Below are 18,121 nucleotides of genomic sequence, written 5' to 3'. Positions count from 1 at the left end.
CTTTGTTCACCAGAAGTGGCTTTTGCCCGGGCCGAACGGTCCACGCCGAATCAACGGGTTGCGTCGTCACGGCGTGAATGTTGGATCTTAATCAGACTGCTTTTCTCTTGCGTCGCCGGAGAACGACGCCCACCAACCCAACTCCGAGAACGATCATTTCAGATGGCTCCGGCACCGGAGTGAGGAGTAGGTTTTGCTTGTAGACGTTTCCAAAGTAACCGGTTGCAATCATCTCCCTGCGGTTGTTGATCCCCATAATGTTCAGCCGCCCACCGCTTGTGTTGGTGAACAACGTGGTGATGTCTAGGAGCCCCGTAGACTCCGACCAAAAACAGTGACGCAATGCACCATTCTTGAGCACAGTGACCACAACATCACCGTTTTCATTCATGTAGGTACTCTCTGTCAACGGGTTGGGATTATTGACTCGGTCACCAATGTAGATCTTGTGCAGCAGTTGACCTGATATATTCCAGATCGCTAAGTGTTTGCCGTTGATATCGTTCAGTGTTCCACTGATCAGTCCACTTGAATTGATGGCTGTTGCCGAACCATAACTGCTGGGTTGTGTGAGGTCCACATAGGTTCCATTGGCACGCCAAAGAATCGGGTCAAGATTGACACAGCCTACGATGTTTCCTGCCTCATCAATGTCCCTGGCAAGGTTGTAACCATCCCAATACCCAGGAACGAGCAAAGCACTACTATTCGGTGAGTAGTAAATGGCATTCCCAGAGCCCCCTGAGCCACCAGCACCCATGTACTCTGCCCAACCCACAGCAGTGTGGGCATTGTTCATGGCGAATGACTCAAACCAATAGTTTTGACCATTGTCTTGAACCATGAGATCTGTCATGCCCACGCCTGGAGTCCAATATCCGACCTTAGTACGGCCAGATCCTTGAAGCGGATTTCCATACACAACCACATCGCCAGCCTCATTAATGCCACCTGACGTGAAATTCGTGTGCTGGTGAAGTGTTTGCGGAGCAGTCTCGATCTGCCCGTTAGTATTGATTCGGTAGAGGTTCTTAGTGTCCCAGCCCTCCGCAGAAATCTGTCCGGCGTTGTTAATGCCACTAAACACGAGTTGCGACTCGCCTGGAGCAATCACCTCACGCATAGACCAAGTCAATGCATGAGACCGGGAGCAGAGTGCAACCGCACCCGCCACTACCAGAAATCTCGTCCTCAACGCCAAGCCCATCCCCTTCAGTATATGACACTTCCGGGGCATTCACCACAAACTCCGGACCAGAACGGAGATTGGCACGGGATTTGCACCCATAGACCTCACTGCAATGAAAAAATCTCCTGTTCTCCCATTCATCGTCCTCGTTTCGTTCTGCGCTTCTGCCAAGGCTGAATCGGCGTTCGGCGTGGTTGGGACGACGGTGGACATTCGAACAGGGCTGTTGATGATGGTTGCAGTGATCGCCGGCATCGGACTGGTGCGAGAACTGATCCGCCCAGAAAAGCGAAGCATCTAAAAACGGGTTAAATCCGTTTGCATGTCCAGGCTTCTCGGCAGAACCAATCTAGAATTCCCCCGGCTCTGGCTGAGCCTGATGCCACCCCACCAAATCTCTGAAGGTTGGTTGCCCCAATTTGTGCAGCACGCAGTGGCTCAAAAAACCGTCTTAGACATCTCTTCACGCCCTGGACTGTGGGGCGGCGCTATGCGTGGAACCGATGCGCTGCTGATGGCTCGCGGCGGACTCTCGCTGGAAAACGCCACCGACTCAGACCACGCCAGCGACCTCTTGCAGGCTGAGTTGCTACAGATTCTGTGTTCGGTCGGTCGCGAACACCTCGATTTCTTCTTTCTGGATTACCGAAAGGCGTGGGAAGAGCATCAGATTGTCGGAGCGCTCCAAACCTTGGAGTTCGCCAAGCAGCACGGAACCATTCGGCATATCGGGCTGTATTTTGGGGGCTCGTTCTTGGCGGCGATGGCGATGTGGCAGTTCAACGACGCCTTTGAGGTTGTCCTCGCTCCATTGAACCCGATCTACCAACAGGACTTTCAGGCCTTGGCGCGGCTGGCACACGACCGGCGAGTCGGCGTGGTCCAAACTCATCTGCTGAATTGGGGGGCGGGCAAACCGTTCTTTGACGCCGACGATGACCCAGATGGTTTTGCGCGCGGAACCGTGAACGCCGCACTCGAGCTCGGAACCGCGCTTGTGGGGGTGCGATCGATCCATGAAATCAACAATTTGGCCCATCCGGGCGGACAGAATGCCACCGATGCCCAGATTCAACGGTATCAACAATGGCTAGACGAAAAAGCATATGCACCGCAGATTTCATAACTTTTTGAACCCAGATGGCTCGCCCGGCGCGATGCTGTTGAATGGAGAGGGCAAGATCATCAGTCGGGAATTGGCTGCTGGTGAGGTGGCGGTGCCGGACTCGGTGGACTTGAACGGCGCCTATGTCCTACCGGCGTTTGTCGATTCACATTGCCACATTCTGCCGACCGGGCTGGACCTGCAAAAGCTGAACTTGGGGCATTGCAAGACTCCTGATGAAGTGCTCCAAATGGTGAGCGACGCGCTGAAAGGGATCGAGCCAGGGAAGTGGTTGCAGGCGGTTCATTACGATCAAACCAAGTTCGATGGCGCGCAACACCTCACTCGGGAAGACCTCGACAAACTCTCGGACACCGTTCCGATCTCTTTGCGGCACGTCAACGGACACGCCAGCGTCGTGAACTCTGCCGCCCTTCGTGCGGCGAATATCTCGGAGTCGGAATCCGATCCTGCTGGTGGCACCTACCGGCGGGATTCGAGCGGACGATTGGACGGTGTTTTGCTGGAACGCGCGCATGAGATCGTCACGAGTCGCGCCCCGGAGCCGAGCCTCGAAGAGATGGTGGAGGCGATCGTTGCGGCGGGCAAGGCGATGCAATCCTTGGGCATCACCCATGCGACCGACATGATGACTGGCCGCTGGCACTTGCTGAAGGAGTTGGAGGCTTATCACCAGGCTAGCGAACGGGAAAGTGGCTTGCGGATTTCGCTCTACATGCAATGGAGCGCGGTGCTCGGCCCTCGCGGGTTCCGTCCGCATATGATCCAAGAGATTTCATGCCAGATGCAGCCTGATCGTTGCCAGATCGCGGGCCTGAAGATCTTCGCCGATGGCGCGATCGGTTCGGCGACTGCAGCGATCTATGGCAGCTATTCGACCGCCGAAGATCAAACCGCCACCGAATCCGGCACCTTGATTTACGCGCGTGAGAAGCTGCAACAGATGATGGTCAAAGCGGCTAAAGCGGGGTACCGAGTGGCGGTTCACGCCATCGGCGATCGAGCAGTGGATGAAGTTCTGACAGCTTTCGAGATGACCCCCGATCCAGCGATTCACCGGCTCGAACACGCAATGATGCTCACCGACGAGCGAATCGAACGAATTCGTAAAACAGGGTGCTTTGTGACGATGCAACCGGAATTCTTGCACCGATTTGGCAAGGCTTATCAGGTTCAACTCGGAGCGGAGCGGGCGGCCAAGCTCAAGCGGTTTCGGTCGGTCAAAGCGGCCGGGATTCCCCTTGCCTTTAACAGCGATCGACCGATTGTGTTGGGAGATCCTTGGATTGGAATTCGTACTGCGGCGAATCGGCCGGATGGCTTCGACCCTTCCGAGAATCTGTCCGTTGCAGAGGCGTTCGATTGCTACACCCAACGCGGGCGAGATGCGGATCGTTGCGGCGACGAGCTCGGCTCATTGAAGCTGTACCAGTTGGCAGATTTCGTGACGTATGACAAAAATCCGCTCAAGGATGAATCGGCGTCGATCACCGGGGTGTATCGTGGGGGAGAGAAGATATGTTGACGGCACTCGCGGCAGCGACGATCATGAACCTACAACCATGTACGATGCATCGGGTCACGTTTGTGAAGGACGAGACTGCTCCGGTGGATCGGTTGATCCCAATCGAGGTCGCCGGGAAGAAGGGCGACCTTTTCATCCCAGAAGGCTATAGTCCTGATACAACCGGGCTGCTGCGCATCAGCGTTCACTCACCGAACTGGTATGCGCTCAGCGAACATCTTAAGGCGAATTTGCACGAACCGCTATTGATCTTGGCTTTGGGTGAAGGCTCGGCGACTTATGCCGCGCCGTTCATATCGACGAGCGCTCTGCCGGACTGGTTGCGTGCGGTTGAGGCAAAGATTCCTGGCTACAAGGTTCGAGGCATCCGAATCGCCAGTTTTAGCGCGGGATATGGCGCGGTTCGCGAGTGGATGAAACAACCTGGCAACCGGATGCTCATCCGCCGTGTGCTCCTTTGCGATTCGTTTTACGGTGGATACCTTGATGCAAAAACTCGCCTTCCCGATCCTGCGAACATTGACCCATGGCTGCCTTATGCGCTGGACGCGATGGCGGGAAGGGTGAGCTTTGTGGCGACGAATAGCCGAATCACGCCAAACAGCTATCTGTCGACTTGGGAAGTGGCGCGCGCGGTGGGAGCGAAGCTTCGGCAATCGTTCGTCGTGCCAACTTCGGGAGCTGCGGCATCCGATCCGAATTACCCCTTGCTGGAACAACTAGATGCTGGGCATCTGCATTTCTGGAACTATGGCGGGCAAGATGCTCAAGCGCACACGGTTCACTTGCGGCATATGGCCGAAATTTGGCGCGCGATGGACGATGCAAAAATGCCTTAGTGGTTGGGAACTATTCAAATAGCTTCGGCGTTTGAATGTCCAGAAACCATATTCCGAAGGGGAGTAGCACCTAGACTTCTAGGGGACCAAATCGACAATACGCTACGATTTTGATCGTGCCGGTTTGGACCATAAACGCAAGACCTTCGCTAGCAACCGCTGGCGAAGGTCTTTTTTGTTGACCTTCGAAGCGTGGTTTCTAACAGGAATATGAGCAACTTCAAGGTCTTTTTGTTGATGGCGGGAATGACCGCCTTGTTGATCACGGTCGGTAACGCGGTCGGTGGTTCGGCAGGACTGATGGTCATGGCGCTGATTAGCGCGGTGATGAACTTGGTGACGTTCTTCTTCAGCGACAAAATCGTTCTGAAGATGGTTCGGGCGAACCCCGTTTCAGAATCCCAGGCTCCCGAGTTGTATTCGATGGTCCGTCGGCTCTCCGAACGCGCGAACATCCCGATGCCGAGGCTTTATGTCGTCAACGATCCTTCACCGAACGCGTTTGCCACAGGACGGAGTCCAAAACACGGCGTGGTTGCGGTCAATGACGGACTGCTCAACATCTTGAATGAGAGTGAAATCGAAGGGGTGATTGCCCACGAGATCGCACACATCAAGCACCGGGATACGCTCACGAGCGCGATTGTTGCCAGCCTCGCTGGCATGATCAGCGCCATCGCGAATATGGCGATGTTTGCCAACTTCTTCAGCGGCGGGGATGAAGACCGTCCGAATCCGATCGTGCTGCTCGTGGTGAGTTTGATCGCACCAATTGCCGCGATGATGATCCAGTTCGCGGTGAGTCGAGCCCGAGAGTTTGAAGCCGACAAGACGGGCGCGGAGCTTTGTGGTCGGCCCGATGGGCTTCGGAATGCCCTGCTGAAGCTTGACCGAGGAGCGCAGATGATCCCGAACCACACGATGCCTCAGTCCGCGGCACACATGTGTATCGTGAATCCGTTGAGCGGGCAGCAGTTCGCGAAGCTGTTCAGCACGCACCCTCCGATTGAAGAGCGGGTGCGACGACTCGACGCCATGCGCTGAACTTCGCCCGCAAACCTCCACCGCTTTTGGGGAAAATGGGGAGGTAAGCGATGGGAAGTTCATTCGGAAAACTGTTCACGATCTCGACCTTTGGCGAAAGTCATGGTTCAGGGGTCGGGGTCGTGATAGATGGTTGCTTGCCTGGCATGCGGTTAGACTTGCACCAGGTTCAGAATGAACTCGATCGCCGCCGACCTGGCCAAAGCTCAATCGTCTCACAGCGGAACGAATTGGATCAGGTCGAAGTGCTCAGCGGACTGAATCAAGATGGGGTCACGCTCGGGACACCGATCGCTTTGATGGTGCGAAACACTGATGCACGGCCTAAGGATTACTCGGAAACCGAATCTGCCTACCGCCCCAGCCATGCGGACTACACCTATGAAGAGAAGTACGGGCTGACATCAGAATCGGGTGGAGGGCGAGCGAGCGCCCGCGAGACTATCGGGCGCGTGGCAGCTGGGGCGGTCGCCAAGCAGATTTTGAGTGAGAAATTCGGCGTCGAAGTTCTGGCTTGGGTGCAGAAAGTTCACGATATCATTGCCGACGTTGACCCCGAGACCGTCACTCTAAAGCAGGTTGAAAGCACACCCGTTCGTTGCCCGGATCCTGAAGTCGCGGCGAGAATGATTGAAAAAATCGAGGCCGTTCGAAAGCTCGGAGATAGCGTCGGAGGCGTGGTGCAGGCAGTCGCTCGAAATGTACCGGCTGGATGGGGTGAACCTGTATTTGATAAGCTCGAAGCTGATCTGGCTAAAGCCATGCTTAGCCTCCCGGCATGCAAGGGATTTGAGTCCGGAAGTGGTTTTGCCGGCACTAATATGACCGGAAGCCAGCACAATGACCCGTTTCGCTCGGACCCCCACAAGCGGGTATACACAACATCAAATCACAGTGGCGGAATCCAAGGTGGTATCAGCAACGGGATGCCAATCTTGATTCGAGCCGCGTTCAAGCCGACAGCGACGATTTTGCATGAGCAGGACACCGTTTCGCGGCCCGGCCGAGAAGACACCGTGATTAAAGGCAGAGGAAGGCATGATGCTTGCGTGTTGCCAAGAGCAGTGCCAATGGTTGAAGCGATGATGGCGCTGGTTCTGGTGGACCATGCGCTCCGGCATCGAGCCTTAACAGAGCGTTAATATGCCCGAGCTTGAATTAGAGCAGATGCATGCCGTTGCAGCAATGATGGAAACTGAAATTCCAACCGAAAAGACGCACGCAAAGATCACCGCGCGCGGGATTGACATGTTTTACGGCAGCTTTCAAGCGCTGTACGGCGTGGGCATCGACGTCTTTGAAGGTAAATCCACTGCGTTCATCGGCCCATCGGGCTGCGGCAAATCGACTTTTCTTCGCTGTCTGAACCGGATGAACGACCTGATCGAGGGTGCCAAGGTTGTCGGCGAGATCTGCTTGGACGGTGAGAACATTTACAGCTCTGGGGTCGATCCTGTGGCACTGCGCAAGCGCGTTGGAATGGTCTTCCAGAAGCCAAATCCGTTCCCGATGTCGATCTATGACAACGTCGCATACGGCCCGAGAATCCACGGAATCAAAAAGAAGGCCGACTTAGACGTGATCGTCGAGGAGTGCCTTACCAAGTCCGCACTCTGGAACGAGGTCAAAGACAAACTGAAGCAAAGTGGAACCGCGCTCTCTGGAGGACAACAGCAGCGACTTTGCATCGCCCGGACGTTGGCGGTTGATCCAGAGATCATTTTGATGGACGAACCGTGCTCTGCATTGGACCCGATCGCCACTGCGAAAATCGAAGAACTGATCGCGGAGTTGAAGCAGCGCTACACGATCGTCATCGTCACGCACAACATGCAGCAAGCTCAGCGCGCGAGCGATTACACCGCGTTCTTCTTGATGGGGCGGCTGATCGAATTCAACAAGACCTACGACCTGTTTACGAATCCGAAAGAAAAGCAAACTGACGATTACATCAGCGGCCGCTTCGGTTGATCCAGATCACCGGTAAAATACTGCAGTTGTGAACTCCACGATTCAGACCGCCTTACTTGATGCCATACACTTGGCGACCCGGAAGCTGGCAAGCAGCCGGCGGCTGGATGACGTCCTGCCGGAAGTTCTCTCAATTTGCGTGGAAGCGGTTGGCGCCGAAGGCGGCACGATCTATCTGCACAATAAAGATAAGTGCACCCTTGAATTCCGCCATGTGTTGCCGGAATCCAGCGCAGCGGTCCTCAAATTCAGTGACATCCCGGACGATTTTGGTGCTGCAGGACGCGTGTTTCAGAACCGCACAACTGAAGTGAGCGTTCTTGAACCAGAAATCGATCCAAGCATCACCAAAAAGACCGGTGTCGATGTCCACAACATGATCACCGTCCCGCTGATGTTGGACGACACGGAGCCGATCGGCATCGTCCAGTTGATCAACAAACGCGAGGGAGTTTTCAACGATGATGACCAAACCGTCCTGGAAACGATCAGCTCGGTTTCAACGCTCGCCTACTTGAACTGGCAATTGCTGGAAGAACAAACTCGTGCCTCTCAGCTATTGGGAATGGGCCGTGTCGCACACGATATCAAGAATATGGCGTTTGCCCTGGAAGCAAACCTGACCTTCAGCTCCGAGACCGTCAAGATGGCCGTGGAACATGGCAAGGAAGCTGGTTCGGACGCTGAATCGATGGGCTACCTAGAGAGCATTCACGAGATCGTTGGCGAACTCAACGACAGTATCGACCGAATCAAGCGGTATGCCACTTTGATGAGCGACCTGAGCGCGGGCAAGGAGCTTGCACCAGAGATGAAGCTCGCCAAGCTTGGCGCGGTGGTGGAAAACGCTGCTTCATTCCTCGAATCTGAGGGTCGCAAGAACGGCATAGAAGTCAACTACGACATCAATTACGATGCTCCGGCGACCATGCACGACAGCATGTTCGTGTTTCGCATTGTGCAGAACCTGGTGTCGAACGCTATCAAGGCTGTCGCTGAAACTCGGCACGATGACGTGGATGATGTCGAGAGCGTGCTCGTTCGGTACCGGTTTGACAAGAAACACTATATAGAAGTCGTGGACACCGGGCCAGGAATGACTCGGGAAACCGCGGACAAAATTTTGCGTGGATCGGCGCGGAGCGTCTGGGCAAAATCCAGCGGATCCGGCTGGGGTACCAAAATCGTTTTGGAACTCACCCATGCACACGGTGGAGAAGTCTCAATCGATAGCGAATCGGGAGTTGGTACAACTTTTCGGGTTTGCTTGCCCCATAAACAGAGTTAGTCTTCGCAAACAATTGAAATTTGTATGGCCCGATTTCAGTTGAAATCGGGCCATATTTTGTTGCTTTGCTCATTTATGTAGACATACAGTGACTAACACAATTTGCTAGCAGATATACAGTTGTCTTAAACTGCAAAAAAAGTCCAAATTTTCTCAAAAATGGCGTTTCTTCCCAGGATTTTCCCAATATAATCCCTATCAGATGGTTTGAAATCCCACGGAAGATTTCGGAGATCATCCATCCCAGGGCGGGGGTCCTGCAGAATCCAGGGCTGGCAACACAGGATGTGGCGCCGGCCTTGACTTTCTATAAAACACCCGCAAACCCAAGTATGGATTAAGTGCCTTGGAAAAGTTCATCCCTCGACCTGAAAACTTGTTGATTGGTTCTGAAGAAGCAACCATCGACGATAAGGGTCGCGTCTTGGTTTCGAAGAAAAAACGAGACCGACTGGGGGAAGGTTTTGTGATGGCGCTGGGGACTGTAGGGTGCTTGACCGTTTACACGGCAAGCGCTTGGTACGACACCGTTCGGGAGATTTTTGAGCATTCCGCAATCAATGTCGGTCGCGAGCAGTTCGCGCGATTGATCCTTGGCACAGCCGAAGACGAGATCAAGTTTGATCCTCAGGGGCGAATGGTCGTGCCCAAGTCATTACGAGCTCTCGCTAAGCTCAATTCAAAAGTTAAGATCATTGGATTGGGCGACCGGATGGAGATTTGGGCGCTTGAGGAGCACGAAAAGTACGAAAGCGATATCGATGGGTATGGCTTTGCTCGAAGGGACCAGATTCTCAAGTCGCACGTGATGATGACGGGGCGGGTGCAGCCATGACCGCCTTGAAGCACGATCCAGTGATGTTGACCGAGGTGCTGCAGCAGCTTTCGCTCGCTCCCGGTGAAGTCGCATTGGATGGCACGCTTGGATTTGCCGGGCATGCGAAGGAGATGCTTGATCGCGTTTTGCCTGGTGGCACATTGATCGGGTTCGATTGGGATCGCGAGACGATGGATCAGGCGGCAGAGATTTTGCCTAAATCATCGGTGGTTTTGGTCAATGCGGACTACCGATTCATCCCGGAAGCGTTGAGGTTTTTGGCAGGAGGCGAAGATGAAGGCGGATTCAAGATTATTGCGGGGCAGGCTCCTGCTGGATTCGATGGATTTGTTGACGCCATCTTGCTCGACCTGGGGTTGAACAGCCAGCAGATCGATGATCGAAGTCGCGGGATGTCGTTTTTAGAAGATGGGCCGTTGGATATGCGACTGGATCGCTCTCGAGAGCGGACTGCGGCGGACTTTTTGAATACTGCGGCAGAAGACGCAATCGAAAAAGTGCTCCGGGAATATGGCGAAGAGCGCTGGAGTCGTCAGATCGCGCGGGTGATTGTGGATCGACGAAAATTGCGCCCACTCGAAACCACGAGCGATCTGGTGGATTGCATCTTCGCAGCCGTCCCACCGGCGAAGAGGGATAAGAGAATTCATCCTGCAACGAGGAGTTTTCAGGGGATCCGAATTGAAGTTTCGGGCGAACTTGACAACCTCGAAGAAGCGATCGTCGAGATTTGCGGGTGCCTGCGACAAGGCGGGCGGATCGTGGTGTTGACTTACCACTCTCTCGAAGATCGCGCCGTTAAGCGGGCGTTTCGAGCGCTCGTCGCCGACGGCAATTTTGAAGATTTGAATCGTAAGCCATGGACCCCGACTCAGGAGGAGATCGGGCGAAACCGCCGAAGCCGCAGCGCGAAATTGCGTGCGATTCGGCGCATTAAGGAAGAGAAAAACAATGAGCGCAGCCCTTCAGCATCGTAGAGTCAATCGAACAACGACTCGTACCCAACGCCGACATTCGCGGCCAAGTCAGTCACGCCAATGCGTGCCTGTGACTCGGTCCCGCGCTCGGAAGAAATCGTTGACGCTCGGGTCTGCCATGGCGATCTTTTCTGCCACGCTCTTGGTCAGCTTCTTTTTGAGCTCGATCGCTGGTAACGCGATGCTTGAAAAGACTCGCCGCGAGAGAATTCGAAGCCAAGAACGCGCGATTCAAGCTCGTTCGGACGCTGCGCAGATTCGAAGAAGCCTAGACTTCCTCACCAGTATGAAGTCCGTGGATCGATACGCTACGGCAAATCAGATGGTGCTCAGCGGTGTCGAAATGACCCCGGCGCCGGACTTTGGGCCATCGACCTCTCCCACTCTCGTGGCGAGTAATCATCGCGCCGAGCCAGTTCTCGCATCTGAGCCTAAAGTTGAAGCGATTGCCCCAGAAACAATCGTCTCTGTAGAGTCAAATCATGGCGAAGACCTCCGCTGAACGACGTCGAAATCGAACGCTAGGCACCTTCTTGGTGGCTATGATGGCTTGTGCCGCCTTGTCGCAAACTTACGTACAAATTTTTGCGGCGGGTAAGACTCTCGAGACCGCGAGGAAAGGCAACAACTACATCGTTTCGCGGACAGATACGGCGCGGCGAGGGGCAATTTTCAGCGCTGACGACAAGGTTTTGGCGCAGAGCAACGATACATTTGAGCTCTCGATCAGCTACGACAAGGTGCCAAAGTCGGATTCCTTCTTTATGGCGCTCAGCGAAGCGAGCGGTCTGCCGGCAATCGAACTCGAACTCTCAGCAAGAAGTGGTGGCAAGAGTAAGACCTGGAGCCAAAAGATCAATCAAGAGCGCGAGCGGAAGATCCAGCAAATCAAGGTGGATTGGCGCGCGGATGGTCTCTCGCTTCGGCGGGTGCCGACTCGCGAATACCCGTTCTCGGATGTTGCCGATGCCCTGATTGGTCAGCTAGTTGAAGGGAAGCCCGCGACTGGGCTCGAATCGAGCCAAAACGGCATGCTTTCCGGAAAGGACGGAAAGCGCGAAGGCTTGGTGGATCGCTACGGCGCGTTTTTGCCGATGCGCATGACGTCCAGCGACATTAAGGCTGTGCACGGTCAAGACCTCGTCCTGACGATCGACAGTGGGTTGCAAGTCGCTGCGACGTCAGCGCTCAAGCGTGCGGTAGAGCAGCATAAGGCCGACCAAGGTGTCGTGGTCGTGATCGATCCGCGGACCGGCGACATCTTAGCGATGGCCAGCTGGGTGAATAACGGCGTTTCTCAGTCAGAGAACGGATTCAATCCTGCCGTCATGGCTCGGTTTGAGCCAGGTTCGACATTCAAGATCCTGACACTGGCAGAAGGAATCGATTCCGGCAGCGTTAACCCGCACACGGTAATTCATTGCGGTGGCTCAATCGCGGTCGGCCGAGTGAACCGGGTTTCTTGTGCGCACGGCGGTCACGGCGCGATTGATGCTGAGATGGCAATCGCCGAAAGTTGTAATGTCAGTGCTGCCACTTGGGCAAGGCAGATCGGGCGAGATCAGTTCATCGGCTTTATGGAGAATGCTGGGCTGTTTACTCGCACAAGCATCGGGTTGCCGGGTGAAATTCCTGGCAGATACAACGAAAATGACGGCGGAAAGCTGATTCAGCTCGCCAACATGGGCTTTGGTCAGGCGTTAAACGTCACTCCAATTGGGCTTTGTGCCGCGTTTGCGTCGCTTGGTAATAACGGTGTGTGTCCAGAACCGCGGCTGATCAAGAAAATTGGCAGCAAAAAGGTGCCGATTTCTGCGGGGCGCCGGCTGTTTAAGTCCGAGACTTGTGATGAAGTGCTCACAATGATGCGATCGGTGTTCGAAAATGAGCACGGAACAGCACATAAATTGCGAATCCCTGGATATGCCATCGGCGGAAAAACCGGTACAGCCGAGAAGCTGAACGGTCGAACGCGGGAAGGGCACAAGGAATATGTCTCAAATTTTGTGGGGTTCGTTCCGGCCCAAAACCCAAAAGCGGTGGTCTTGGTGATGATCGACAATCCATCCGATGGGCAGTATTACGGCGGAACGGTCGCTGGTCCAGTGTTTAAGAGCGTCGCCGAATCGCTCATTTCTAGATTCAATTTGCCAAAAACAGAATGATAGATCTCAAGGTGTTGTTGGAACTTAGCGAAGTGTCGCCTGTCCGTGTGGACGGCGACGCTTCCGTGTTTGCTATCGTGTCGGATTCGCGCCGAGTTGAACCTGGCGCGATGTTTGTATGCATGCCAGGACTATCGCGGGATACTCACGAGTTTCTCTCTGAGGCCCGTTCGAAGGGAGCAAAATCGGCCCTGGTTTTCACGGAATCTGGATTCAACACGGCAAAGGAGCTCGGCATGGCCGCAGTTCAGCTCTCTGCCGATGTTCCCGAGTTTTACGCCTCAGTTGGACTCATTTGCCGCGAGTTTTACTCCGACCCGACGCTGGACATGCGGGTGATCGGAGTGACGGGTACAAACGGCAAAACCACCGTCGCCTGGCTCCTTCAGCAAGCGCTTGGCCCAGACGCGGCGTACATGGGGACGCTTGGGCTGAAAATCGGCGGCAAGCTGACTGATATTGGCAACACGACGCCGTTTCCAACCGATTTGTGGGAGGCTCTGAACGAAGCCCGAAGCAAAGGCGTGACCCATTTTGTAATGGAAGTAAGTTCGCATTCACTCGATCAAAAGCGGATCGAAGGCGTTCGTTTTGATCTCGGGTTGTTCACAAATCTCTCGCAGGATCATCTCGACTATCACGGGTCGATGGAAGCGTACAAGGCGGCTAAATTGAGGCTCTTTGAAGAGGTTGCGGAGGCTAGCGAGCAGCCATTTGTCGCGGTCATAAACGCTGATGATCCGGTCGGGCAAGAGTGGATCGCCCGTTGGGAAAAGGTGAAACTCGGCGAGTTTGCGCCTCTAGTGCTCTCGTACGGATTTCAGGCGGGAACTGTTCGTGGAACTTTGAAATCTCTGGCATTTGACTCTCTGGAGTTGGGTGTGAAAATTCCGGAAGGGGAGTTTGAGGCGAAGATTGGCGTCGGTGGCAAATTCAACGCCGAAAATTGCCTGGCAGTCTTCGCGGCGATGGCAGCGATTGGCCGGTCGCCAAGCGAATTGGCAAAGGCGCTCTCTGAGGCGAAGCCGGTCCCAGGGAGATTCGAGTCAATCACGAACACCAAGGGAATCGGAGTGATCGTGGACTATGCGCATACCGATGACGCGCTCGAGAAGCTACTGGAGTCAGGGCGAGATTTGAACCCAGGCAAGATGATTTGTGTCTTTGGTTGCGGCGGAGATCGAGACCGTACCAAGCGACCAAAAATGGCTGGGGTATCGACTAGGCTGGCTGATCACACTGTATTTACCAGCGACAACCCACGCACCGAAGATCCTGCGCAGATCATGGCCGATCTTCTTTCTGGAGCCCGCGAAGGCAGTAGTTTTGAAGTGATCACTGATCGCCAAGCTGCAATTCAATCTGCGATCGAAATGGCAGAGCGCGGGGACCTTGTGGTGATCGCCGGGAAAGGCCACGAGGACTATCAAATCGTCGGCCGAGAGAAGTTGCCGTTCGACGACCGAATCGAAGCGCTGAGGGCGCTTTCAAGCGCAGTGGGGAAGGCTTGATTTTTCAACTCTCTGAGCTGGCAAGTCGCTGCGGTGGGGTTATGGTTGGGGATAACTCCAACTTTAGCGGTTTTTCTTTGGACAATCGGGACACCGTCCAAGGCAACGTCTTTATTGCGATCAAGGGCGAGCGGGTGGACGGGCACAACTTTGTGGCAAGCGCGTTTGAACACGGGGCAGTGTGTGCTCTCGTCGACCGAGCCGTCCCATTTCCGCACATCTTGGTGCCGGAGGTTGTGGCCGCTCTTGGCAAGCTAGGGAATTCGATTCGAAAAGAATTTCATGGTCCGGTGGTCGGAATCACCGGCAGTAACGGCAAAACCACTGCGAAGGAGATGTCGTCCGCCGTGTTGGGCGCCCTAGGACCGGTGCTCAAGAACACTGGAAATCAAAATTCTGAGTACACGTCTCCGCTAACATGGACGCGCCTCACTCCGGAGCACAAGTCGGCGGTGATCGAAATGGGCATGCGCGGATTTGGCCAGATTGACGCGCTCGCGGCGATTTCTGAACCCAATATTGGATTGATCACGCTGATCGGAAACGCGCACGCGGAAATGGTGGGGAGCCGCGAAGGAATTCTGAAGGCCAAAACGGAGCTTTTTCGGAGATTGCCCGCCTCTGGGACGGCGATTTACGGCGCCGATGACGACTTTGCCGCTCAATTGAAGGCTTCTGCCGATTGCCAAACGATGAGCTTTGGATTTTCAGAAGGCGCGGATGTTCGAATCTTGAAATACACTCCATTGAGCCTAGATCGCATGGCCATTGCCATCGGATTTGAGGGTGATCGAATCGAACTTGAATTGCCGACAGTCGGGAAGCACCAAGCACTGAATGCTGCCGCCGCACTTACGGTTGGGATTTCCTGCGGAGTGAGCCTTCAGTCAGGCTGTGAATTGCTACCTTCTTTCGAACAGCCTCCAATGCGGATGCAAGTGATCCGCCAGCGCGGCGTAACGATTCTCTTGGACACCTATAATGCGAGCCCGGATAGCGTTTTGATGGCGCTTGACGCACTGCGCGAAGCCAAATCGCTTGGTCGATTGACCGTTATTTTGGGATCGATGAAGGAATTGGGCGAACATTCTGAGGCAAAGCACAGGGAAATTGGGGCGCGAGTTGCGGAAATCGAGCCAGAAATGTTCTACACCATCGGCGATGAGGCGACTTGGATGGCTGATGAAGCGGTGCAACTGGGCCTCGCCTCCGCGAAGGTCAGACAGCTTGCGGATGCAGCTGAAGTTCGAAGAGTCATCGAGTCGCTCGGAGATGGTGACTTCGTGCTTGTCAAAGGAAGCAGAGCGCTTGAGCTCGAGCGTGCGTTTGAAACGGTGAAAGTGCATGATTAGCGCCACAATCTTTCTGATTTCATTGCTGGTTTCCGGCATTGCCGGGCCGTTCATTCTGCGCGGTTTGGTCGCCCTGAAGAGTAGGCAAACGATCCATAAGGACGCTCCGCAAACGCACCAGGTGAAGGCGGGAACTCCAACGATGGGAGGGCTGATCATTCTTGCTGGTGCGATTCCCGCACTGGTTTACGCTTCAACCACTGGCATCAAGGAAGCTGTGACCGCGCTCATCCTTCTCCTAGGATTCGGGCTGATCGGGTTCATTGACGACTATGTTGTTCCGAAGATGCTGAAAGGCAAGCGAGGACTAGGCTGGATTCCGAAGCTTGTGATGCAGATTGGACTCGCCGTGGCGGCTAGTTGGAATTTGCCGATTTGGGCGATGGCCGTCTCGGTGTTCTTCATTCTGTTTTTCACTAATGCGTACAACTTTTCCGATGGGCTGGATGGGCTTGCGGGGTCGCTAGCCGTGTGGTTAAGTATCGGTTTTGGATTGCATAGTTATCCATCTATCGCATTTGCACTTCTAGGCGGGTTGATCGTTTTCCTCTGTTTCAACGCGCCACCTGCGAAGGTGTTCATGGGGGATGTGGGCGCGCTGGCGATTGGTGCCGTTTTTGGATACTTGTTCTTTTTGAACACGTTTTCGGCGGCGACACCCGACTTTTTAGCTTACGTTTCGTCGAAGCAATTCTGGGTTTTCGCTCTCATGAGTGTCGTGATGATCGCCGAGCTCGTGCCTGTACCGCTTCAGATTTTCTGGGTGAAAGTGTTTAAGAAAAAGTTGTTTCCCTTTACTCCAATTCATCACGCTTTCGAGAATGCAGGTTGGCCCGAAACACGCGTGACTTTCATGTTTGTGATGATCCAAGCGGCCGCCGTTCTTCTCGGAATGAGCCTCGGAGTAAACCATGTTTGAAGGTCGAACGATTGGTATTGCAGGGATGGGCCGATCTGGAATCGGGGCGGCAAAAGCCATCATTCGGAGGGGCGGTAAAGTTGTACTTTACGATGAAAAGCAGGTGGTTTCTACCGCCCAACTTGAACAGATCGAGCAGCTCCAAGGGTTAAGAGCGCAGGTCATTAGCGGATGGCACGGTCGATTTGAAAACCCCGAATTCGATCTGCTCATTTCAAGTCCTGGGATGCGCCGAGATCACCCTGCGCTACTCGACGCCGTGCGGTTGCAGATTCCAATCTGGAGCGAAGTCGAACTCGCTTACCAGATTTCTGAGGCACCTATTCTCGCGATTACCGGCACGAACGGGAAGACAACCTCGGTTGTTTTGTCATGGTTATTGGCGAAATCCTGCACGAATGCGCTGCTTTGTGGGAATATCGCGGGCAGTGGCTATGAGGAACTGACTCTTTGTGAAGCGGCTGATATTGCTCAACCCGAAGACCTTTTGGTGGCCGAAGTTAGCAGCTACCAGTTGGAATGGATCGAAGAGTTTGCGCCCAAAGTAGCCGCGATCACGAACATCACTCCGGACCATCTAGACCGGCACCCGAACTTTGAGGATTATCGCGATACGAAGTTTCGCATTTTCGAGAATCTGGACGAAGGCGATTGTGCCGTTGTCATTGCTGCAGAAGGCGGATTTCCACCGGAGCAGATGCTCGCGGCGATTCCAGCCGGTCCAGAAATCCGGTTCGCGGGGGAGAAGTCCGCTGGTTACCCTACGGAATCTTGGATTGAAAGTGACCATGTGATGCTGCGCGGTTTGGAGACTGGTCCTTTCGAACAGCGCTCGCTACCGATTGTAGGCCGGCATAACTTTTTGAACCTGGTGACGGCCTGGGAAATGGTCATCGCCGCACTTGAAGACCGTGCCGACCCGGCCAAAATGTTCGCCGCCTTACAACAGTACAAGGGCGTCGAAAATCGTATGGAGATCATCTCGGATGAAGGTGGAGTCCGGGTGATCAATAACTCGATGTGTACAAATCCAGCGGCGGTAATTTCAAGTTTGAGGGGGATTTCTGGCAAGATTCGCCCGATCATGGGCGGTGTGACTAAACAACTTGACTTTGCACCCGTGAAGAATTTCTTTGAAGCGAACGGGATTCAAGCATACGTCTTTGGTTCTACGGAACCTGGCGGACTCCTCGAGCAGTTAGGCGAAACAGCTCGTCCGTTTTCGAGCCTGGAGGAAGCAACAGTCGCGGCACTGACAGACGCAAGCTGTGGGGAAACGGTGATCCTTGCGCCAGGATGCGCGAGCGCGGCGCCGTTTGCCAACTTTATGGAACGGGGCGCAGAGTTCAAAAGAATTGTAAGAAATAGGGCCTAAAC

At 54.4% G+C, this 18,121-nt stretch carries 17 protein-coding genes; 16 read left to right on the top strand and 1 reads right to left on the bottom strand.

Annotation, left to right across the window (positions count from 1 at the left end; translation table 11 throughout):
• Positions 1 to 91 precede the first annotated feature (91 nt).
• Complete coding sequence (locus J0L72_10925; protein ID MBN8691282.1) at positions 92 to 1,123, bottom strand: PEP-CTERM sorting domain-containing protein; 1,032 nt, start codon at positions 1,121 to 1,123, stop codon at positions 92 to 94.
• Positions 1,124 to 1,301: 178 nt separating this feature from the next.
• Here J0L72_10925 and J0L72_10920 point away from each other — a divergent pair, with 178 nt between their 5' ends.
• The 16 genes from J0L72_10920 (at position 1,302) to murD (ending at position 18,119) form a co-directional block, all read left to right on the top strand.
• Entirely contained in the window at positions 1,302 to 1,490 is a 189-nt protein-coding gene (locus J0L72_10920) for a hypothetical protein (protein MBN8691281.1), read from the top strand.
• Between the two features lie 21 nt (positions 1,491 to 1,511).
• A complete protein-coding gene (locus J0L72_10915; protein MBN8691280.1) occupies positions 1,512 to 2,315 on the top strand; it encodes a hypothetical protein in 804 nt (267 codons plus the stop codon).
• Positions 2,296 to 3,840 carry an amidohydrolase family protein gene (locus J0L72_10910; protein MBN8691279.1) on the top strand — a complete coding sequence of 515 codons (1,545 nt, stop codon included), beginning with the start codon at positions 2,296 to 2,298 and terminating at the stop codon, positions 3,838 to 3,840. Before J0L72_10915 ends, J0L72_10910 begins: the two co-directional genes overlap by 20 nt.
• Positions 3,834 to 4,679, top strand: a complete 846-nt coding sequence (locus J0L72_10905; protein MBN8691278.1) for a hypothetical protein — start codon at positions 3,834 to 3,836, stop codon at positions 4,677 to 4,679. Before J0L72_10910 ends, J0L72_10905 begins: the two co-directional genes overlap by 7 nt.
• Before the next feature lie 210 nt (positions 4,680 to 4,889).
• The gene (locus J0L72_10900) at positions 4,890 to 5,723 is read left to right on the top strand and encodes a zinc metalloprotease HtpX (protein MBN8691277.1); all 834 of its coding nucleotides are present in this window, start codon (positions 4,890 to 4,892) and stop codon (positions 5,721 to 5,723) included.
• A gap of 50 nt (positions 5,724 to 5,773) precedes the next feature.
• Positions 5,774 to 6,865, top strand: a complete 1,092-nt coding sequence (gene aroC / locus J0L72_10895; GenBank protein MBN8691276.1) for a chorismate synthase — start codon at positions 5,774 to 5,776, stop codon at positions 6,863 to 6,865.
• 46 nt (positions 6,866 to 6,911) lie between these two features.
• A complete protein-coding gene (locus J0L72_10890; GenBank protein ID MBN8691275.1) occupies positions 6,912 to 7,694 on the top strand; it encodes a phosphate ABC transporter ATP-binding protein in 783 nt (260 codons plus the stop codon).
• A gap of 28 nt (positions 7,695 to 7,722) precedes the next feature.
• Complete coding sequence (locus tag J0L72_10885; protein MBN8691274.1) at positions 7,723 to 8,982, top strand: GAF domain-containing protein; 1,260 nt, start codon at positions 7,723 to 7,725, stop codon at positions 8,980 to 8,982.
• Positions 8,983 to 9,328: 346 nt separating this feature from the next.
• Positions 9,329 to 9,817, top strand: a complete 489-nt coding sequence (locus J0L72_10880; protein MBN8691273.1) for a cell division/cell wall cluster transcriptional repressor MraZ — start codon at positions 9,329 to 9,331, stop codon at positions 9,815 to 9,817.
• Positions 9,814 to 10,797, top strand: a complete 984-nt coding sequence (gene rsmH, locus J0L72_10875) for a 16S rRNA (cytosine(1402)-N(4))-methyltransferase RsmH (protein ID MBN8691272.1) — start codon at positions 9,814 to 9,816, stop codon at positions 10,795 to 10,797. The genes J0L72_10880 and rsmH overlap by 4 nt, the downstream gene beginning before the upstream one ends.
• A 118-nt stretch (positions 10,798 to 10,915) precedes the next feature.
• A complete protein-coding gene (locus tag J0L72_10870; GenBank protein ID MBN8691271.1) occupies positions 10,916 to 11,299 on the top strand; it encodes a hypothetical protein in 384 nt (127 codons plus the stop codon).
• On the top strand, positions 11,280 to 12,962 hold the full coding sequence (locus J0L72_10865; GenBank protein MBN8691270.1) for a penicillin-binding protein 2: 1,683 nt from the start codon (positions 11,280 to 11,282) through the stop codon (positions 12,960 to 12,962). The genes J0L72_10870 and J0L72_10865 overlap by 20 nt, the downstream gene beginning before the upstream one ends.
• Positions 12,959 to 14,473: a UDP-N-acetylmuramoyl-L-alanyl-D-glutamate--2,6-diaminopimelate ligase gene (locus tag J0L72_10860; protein MBN8691269.1), complete on the top strand. Its 1,515-nt coding sequence runs from the start codon at positions 12,959 to 12,961 to the stop codon at positions 14,471 to 14,473. The genes J0L72_10865 and J0L72_10860 overlap by 4 nt, the downstream gene beginning before the upstream one ends.
• Positions 14,470 to 15,825, top strand: a complete 1,356-nt coding sequence (gene murF / locus J0L72_10855) for a UDP-N-acetylmuramoyl-tripeptide--D-alanyl-D-alanine ligase (GenBank protein MBN8691268.1) — start codon at positions 14,470 to 14,472, stop codon at positions 15,823 to 15,825. Before J0L72_10860 ends, murF begins: the two co-directional genes overlap by 4 nt.
• The gene (locus J0L72_10850; protein ID MBN8691267.1) at positions 15,818 to 16,744 is read left to right on the top strand and encodes a hypothetical protein; all 927 of its coding nucleotides are present in this window, start codon (positions 15,818 to 15,820) and stop codon (positions 16,742 to 16,744) included. Before murF ends, J0L72_10850 begins: the two co-directional genes overlap by 8 nt.
• The gene (murD, locus tag J0L72_10845; GenBank protein MBN8691266.1) at positions 16,737 to 18,119 is read left to right on the top strand and encodes a UDP-N-acetylmuramoyl-L-alanine--D-glutamate ligase; all 1,383 of its coding nucleotides are present in this window, start codon (positions 16,737 to 16,739) and stop codon (positions 18,117 to 18,119) included. The genes J0L72_10850 and murD overlap by 8 nt, the downstream gene beginning before the upstream one ends.
• The last annotated feature ends 2 nt before the right edge of the window (positions 18,120 to 18,121 follow it).

The sequence above is a fragment of the Armatimonadota bacterium genome, from assembly GCA_017303935.1.
Taxonomy (GTDB): Bacteria; Armatimonadota; Fimbriimonadia; order Fimbriimonadales; family Fimbriimonadaceae; genus JAFLBD01.
This window is presented reverse-complemented; position numbering and strand designations above follow the sequence as displayed.

What these genes read in the sequence shown, in the direction of transcription:
- J0L72_10925 (MBN8691282.1), bottom strand. Translation starts at nt 1,123, where the DNA reads ATGCGTGAGGTGATTGCTCCAGGCGAGTCGCAACTCGTGTTTAGTGGC.
- J0L72_10920 (MBN8691281.1), top strand. Translation starts at nt 1,302, where the DNA reads ATGAAAAAATCTCCTGTTCTCCCATTCATCGTCCTCGTTTCGTTCTGC.
- J0L72_10915 (MBN8691280.1), top strand. Translation starts at nt 1,512, where the DNA reads ATGTCCAGGCTTCTCGGCAGAACCAATCTAGAATTCCCCCGGCTCTGG.
- J0L72_10910 (MBN8691279.1), top strand. Translation starts at nt 2,296, where the DNA reads ATGCACCGCAGATTTCATAACTTTTTGAACCCAGATGGCTCGCCCGGC.
- J0L72_10905 (MBN8691278.1), top strand. Translation starts at nt 3,834, where the DNA reads ATGTTGACGGCACTCGCGGCAGCGACGATCATGAACCTACAACCATGT.
- J0L72_10900 (MBN8691277.1), top strand. Translation starts at nt 4,890, where the DNA reads ATGAGCAACTTCAAGGTCTTTTTGTTGATGGCGGGAATGACCGCCTTG.
- aroC (MBN8691276.1), top strand. Translation starts at nt 5,774, where the DNA reads ATGGGAAGTTCATTCGGAAAACTGTTCACGATCTCGACCTTTGGCGAA.
- J0L72_10890 (MBN8691275.1), top strand. Translation starts at nt 6,912, where the DNA reads ATGGAAACTGAAATTCCAACCGAAAAGACGCACGCAAAGATCACCGCG.
- rsmH (MBN8691272.1), top strand. Translation starts at nt 9,814, where the DNA reads ATGACCGCCTTGAAGCACGATCCAGTGATGTTGACCGAGGTGCTGCAG.
- J0L72_10870 (MBN8691271.1), top strand. Translation starts at nt 10,916, where the DNA reads ATGGCGATCTTTTCTGCCACGCTCTTGGTCAGCTTCTTTTTGAGCTCG.
- J0L72_10865 (MBN8691270.1), top strand. Translation starts at nt 11,280, where the DNA reads ATGGCGAAGACCTCCGCTGAACGACGTCGAAATCGAACGCTAGGCACC.
- J0L72_10860 (MBN8691269.1), top strand. Translation starts at nt 12,959, where the DNA reads ATGATAGATCTCAAGGTGTTGTTGGAACTTAGCGAAGTGTCGCCTGTC.
- J0L72_10850 (MBN8691267.1), top strand. Translation starts at nt 15,818, where the DNA reads ATGATTAGCGCCACAATCTTTCTGATTTCATTGCTGGTTTCCGGCATT.
- murD (MBN8691266.1), top strand. Translation starts at nt 16,737, where the DNA reads ATGTTTGAAGGTCGAACGATTGGTATTGCAGGGATGGGCCGATCTGGA.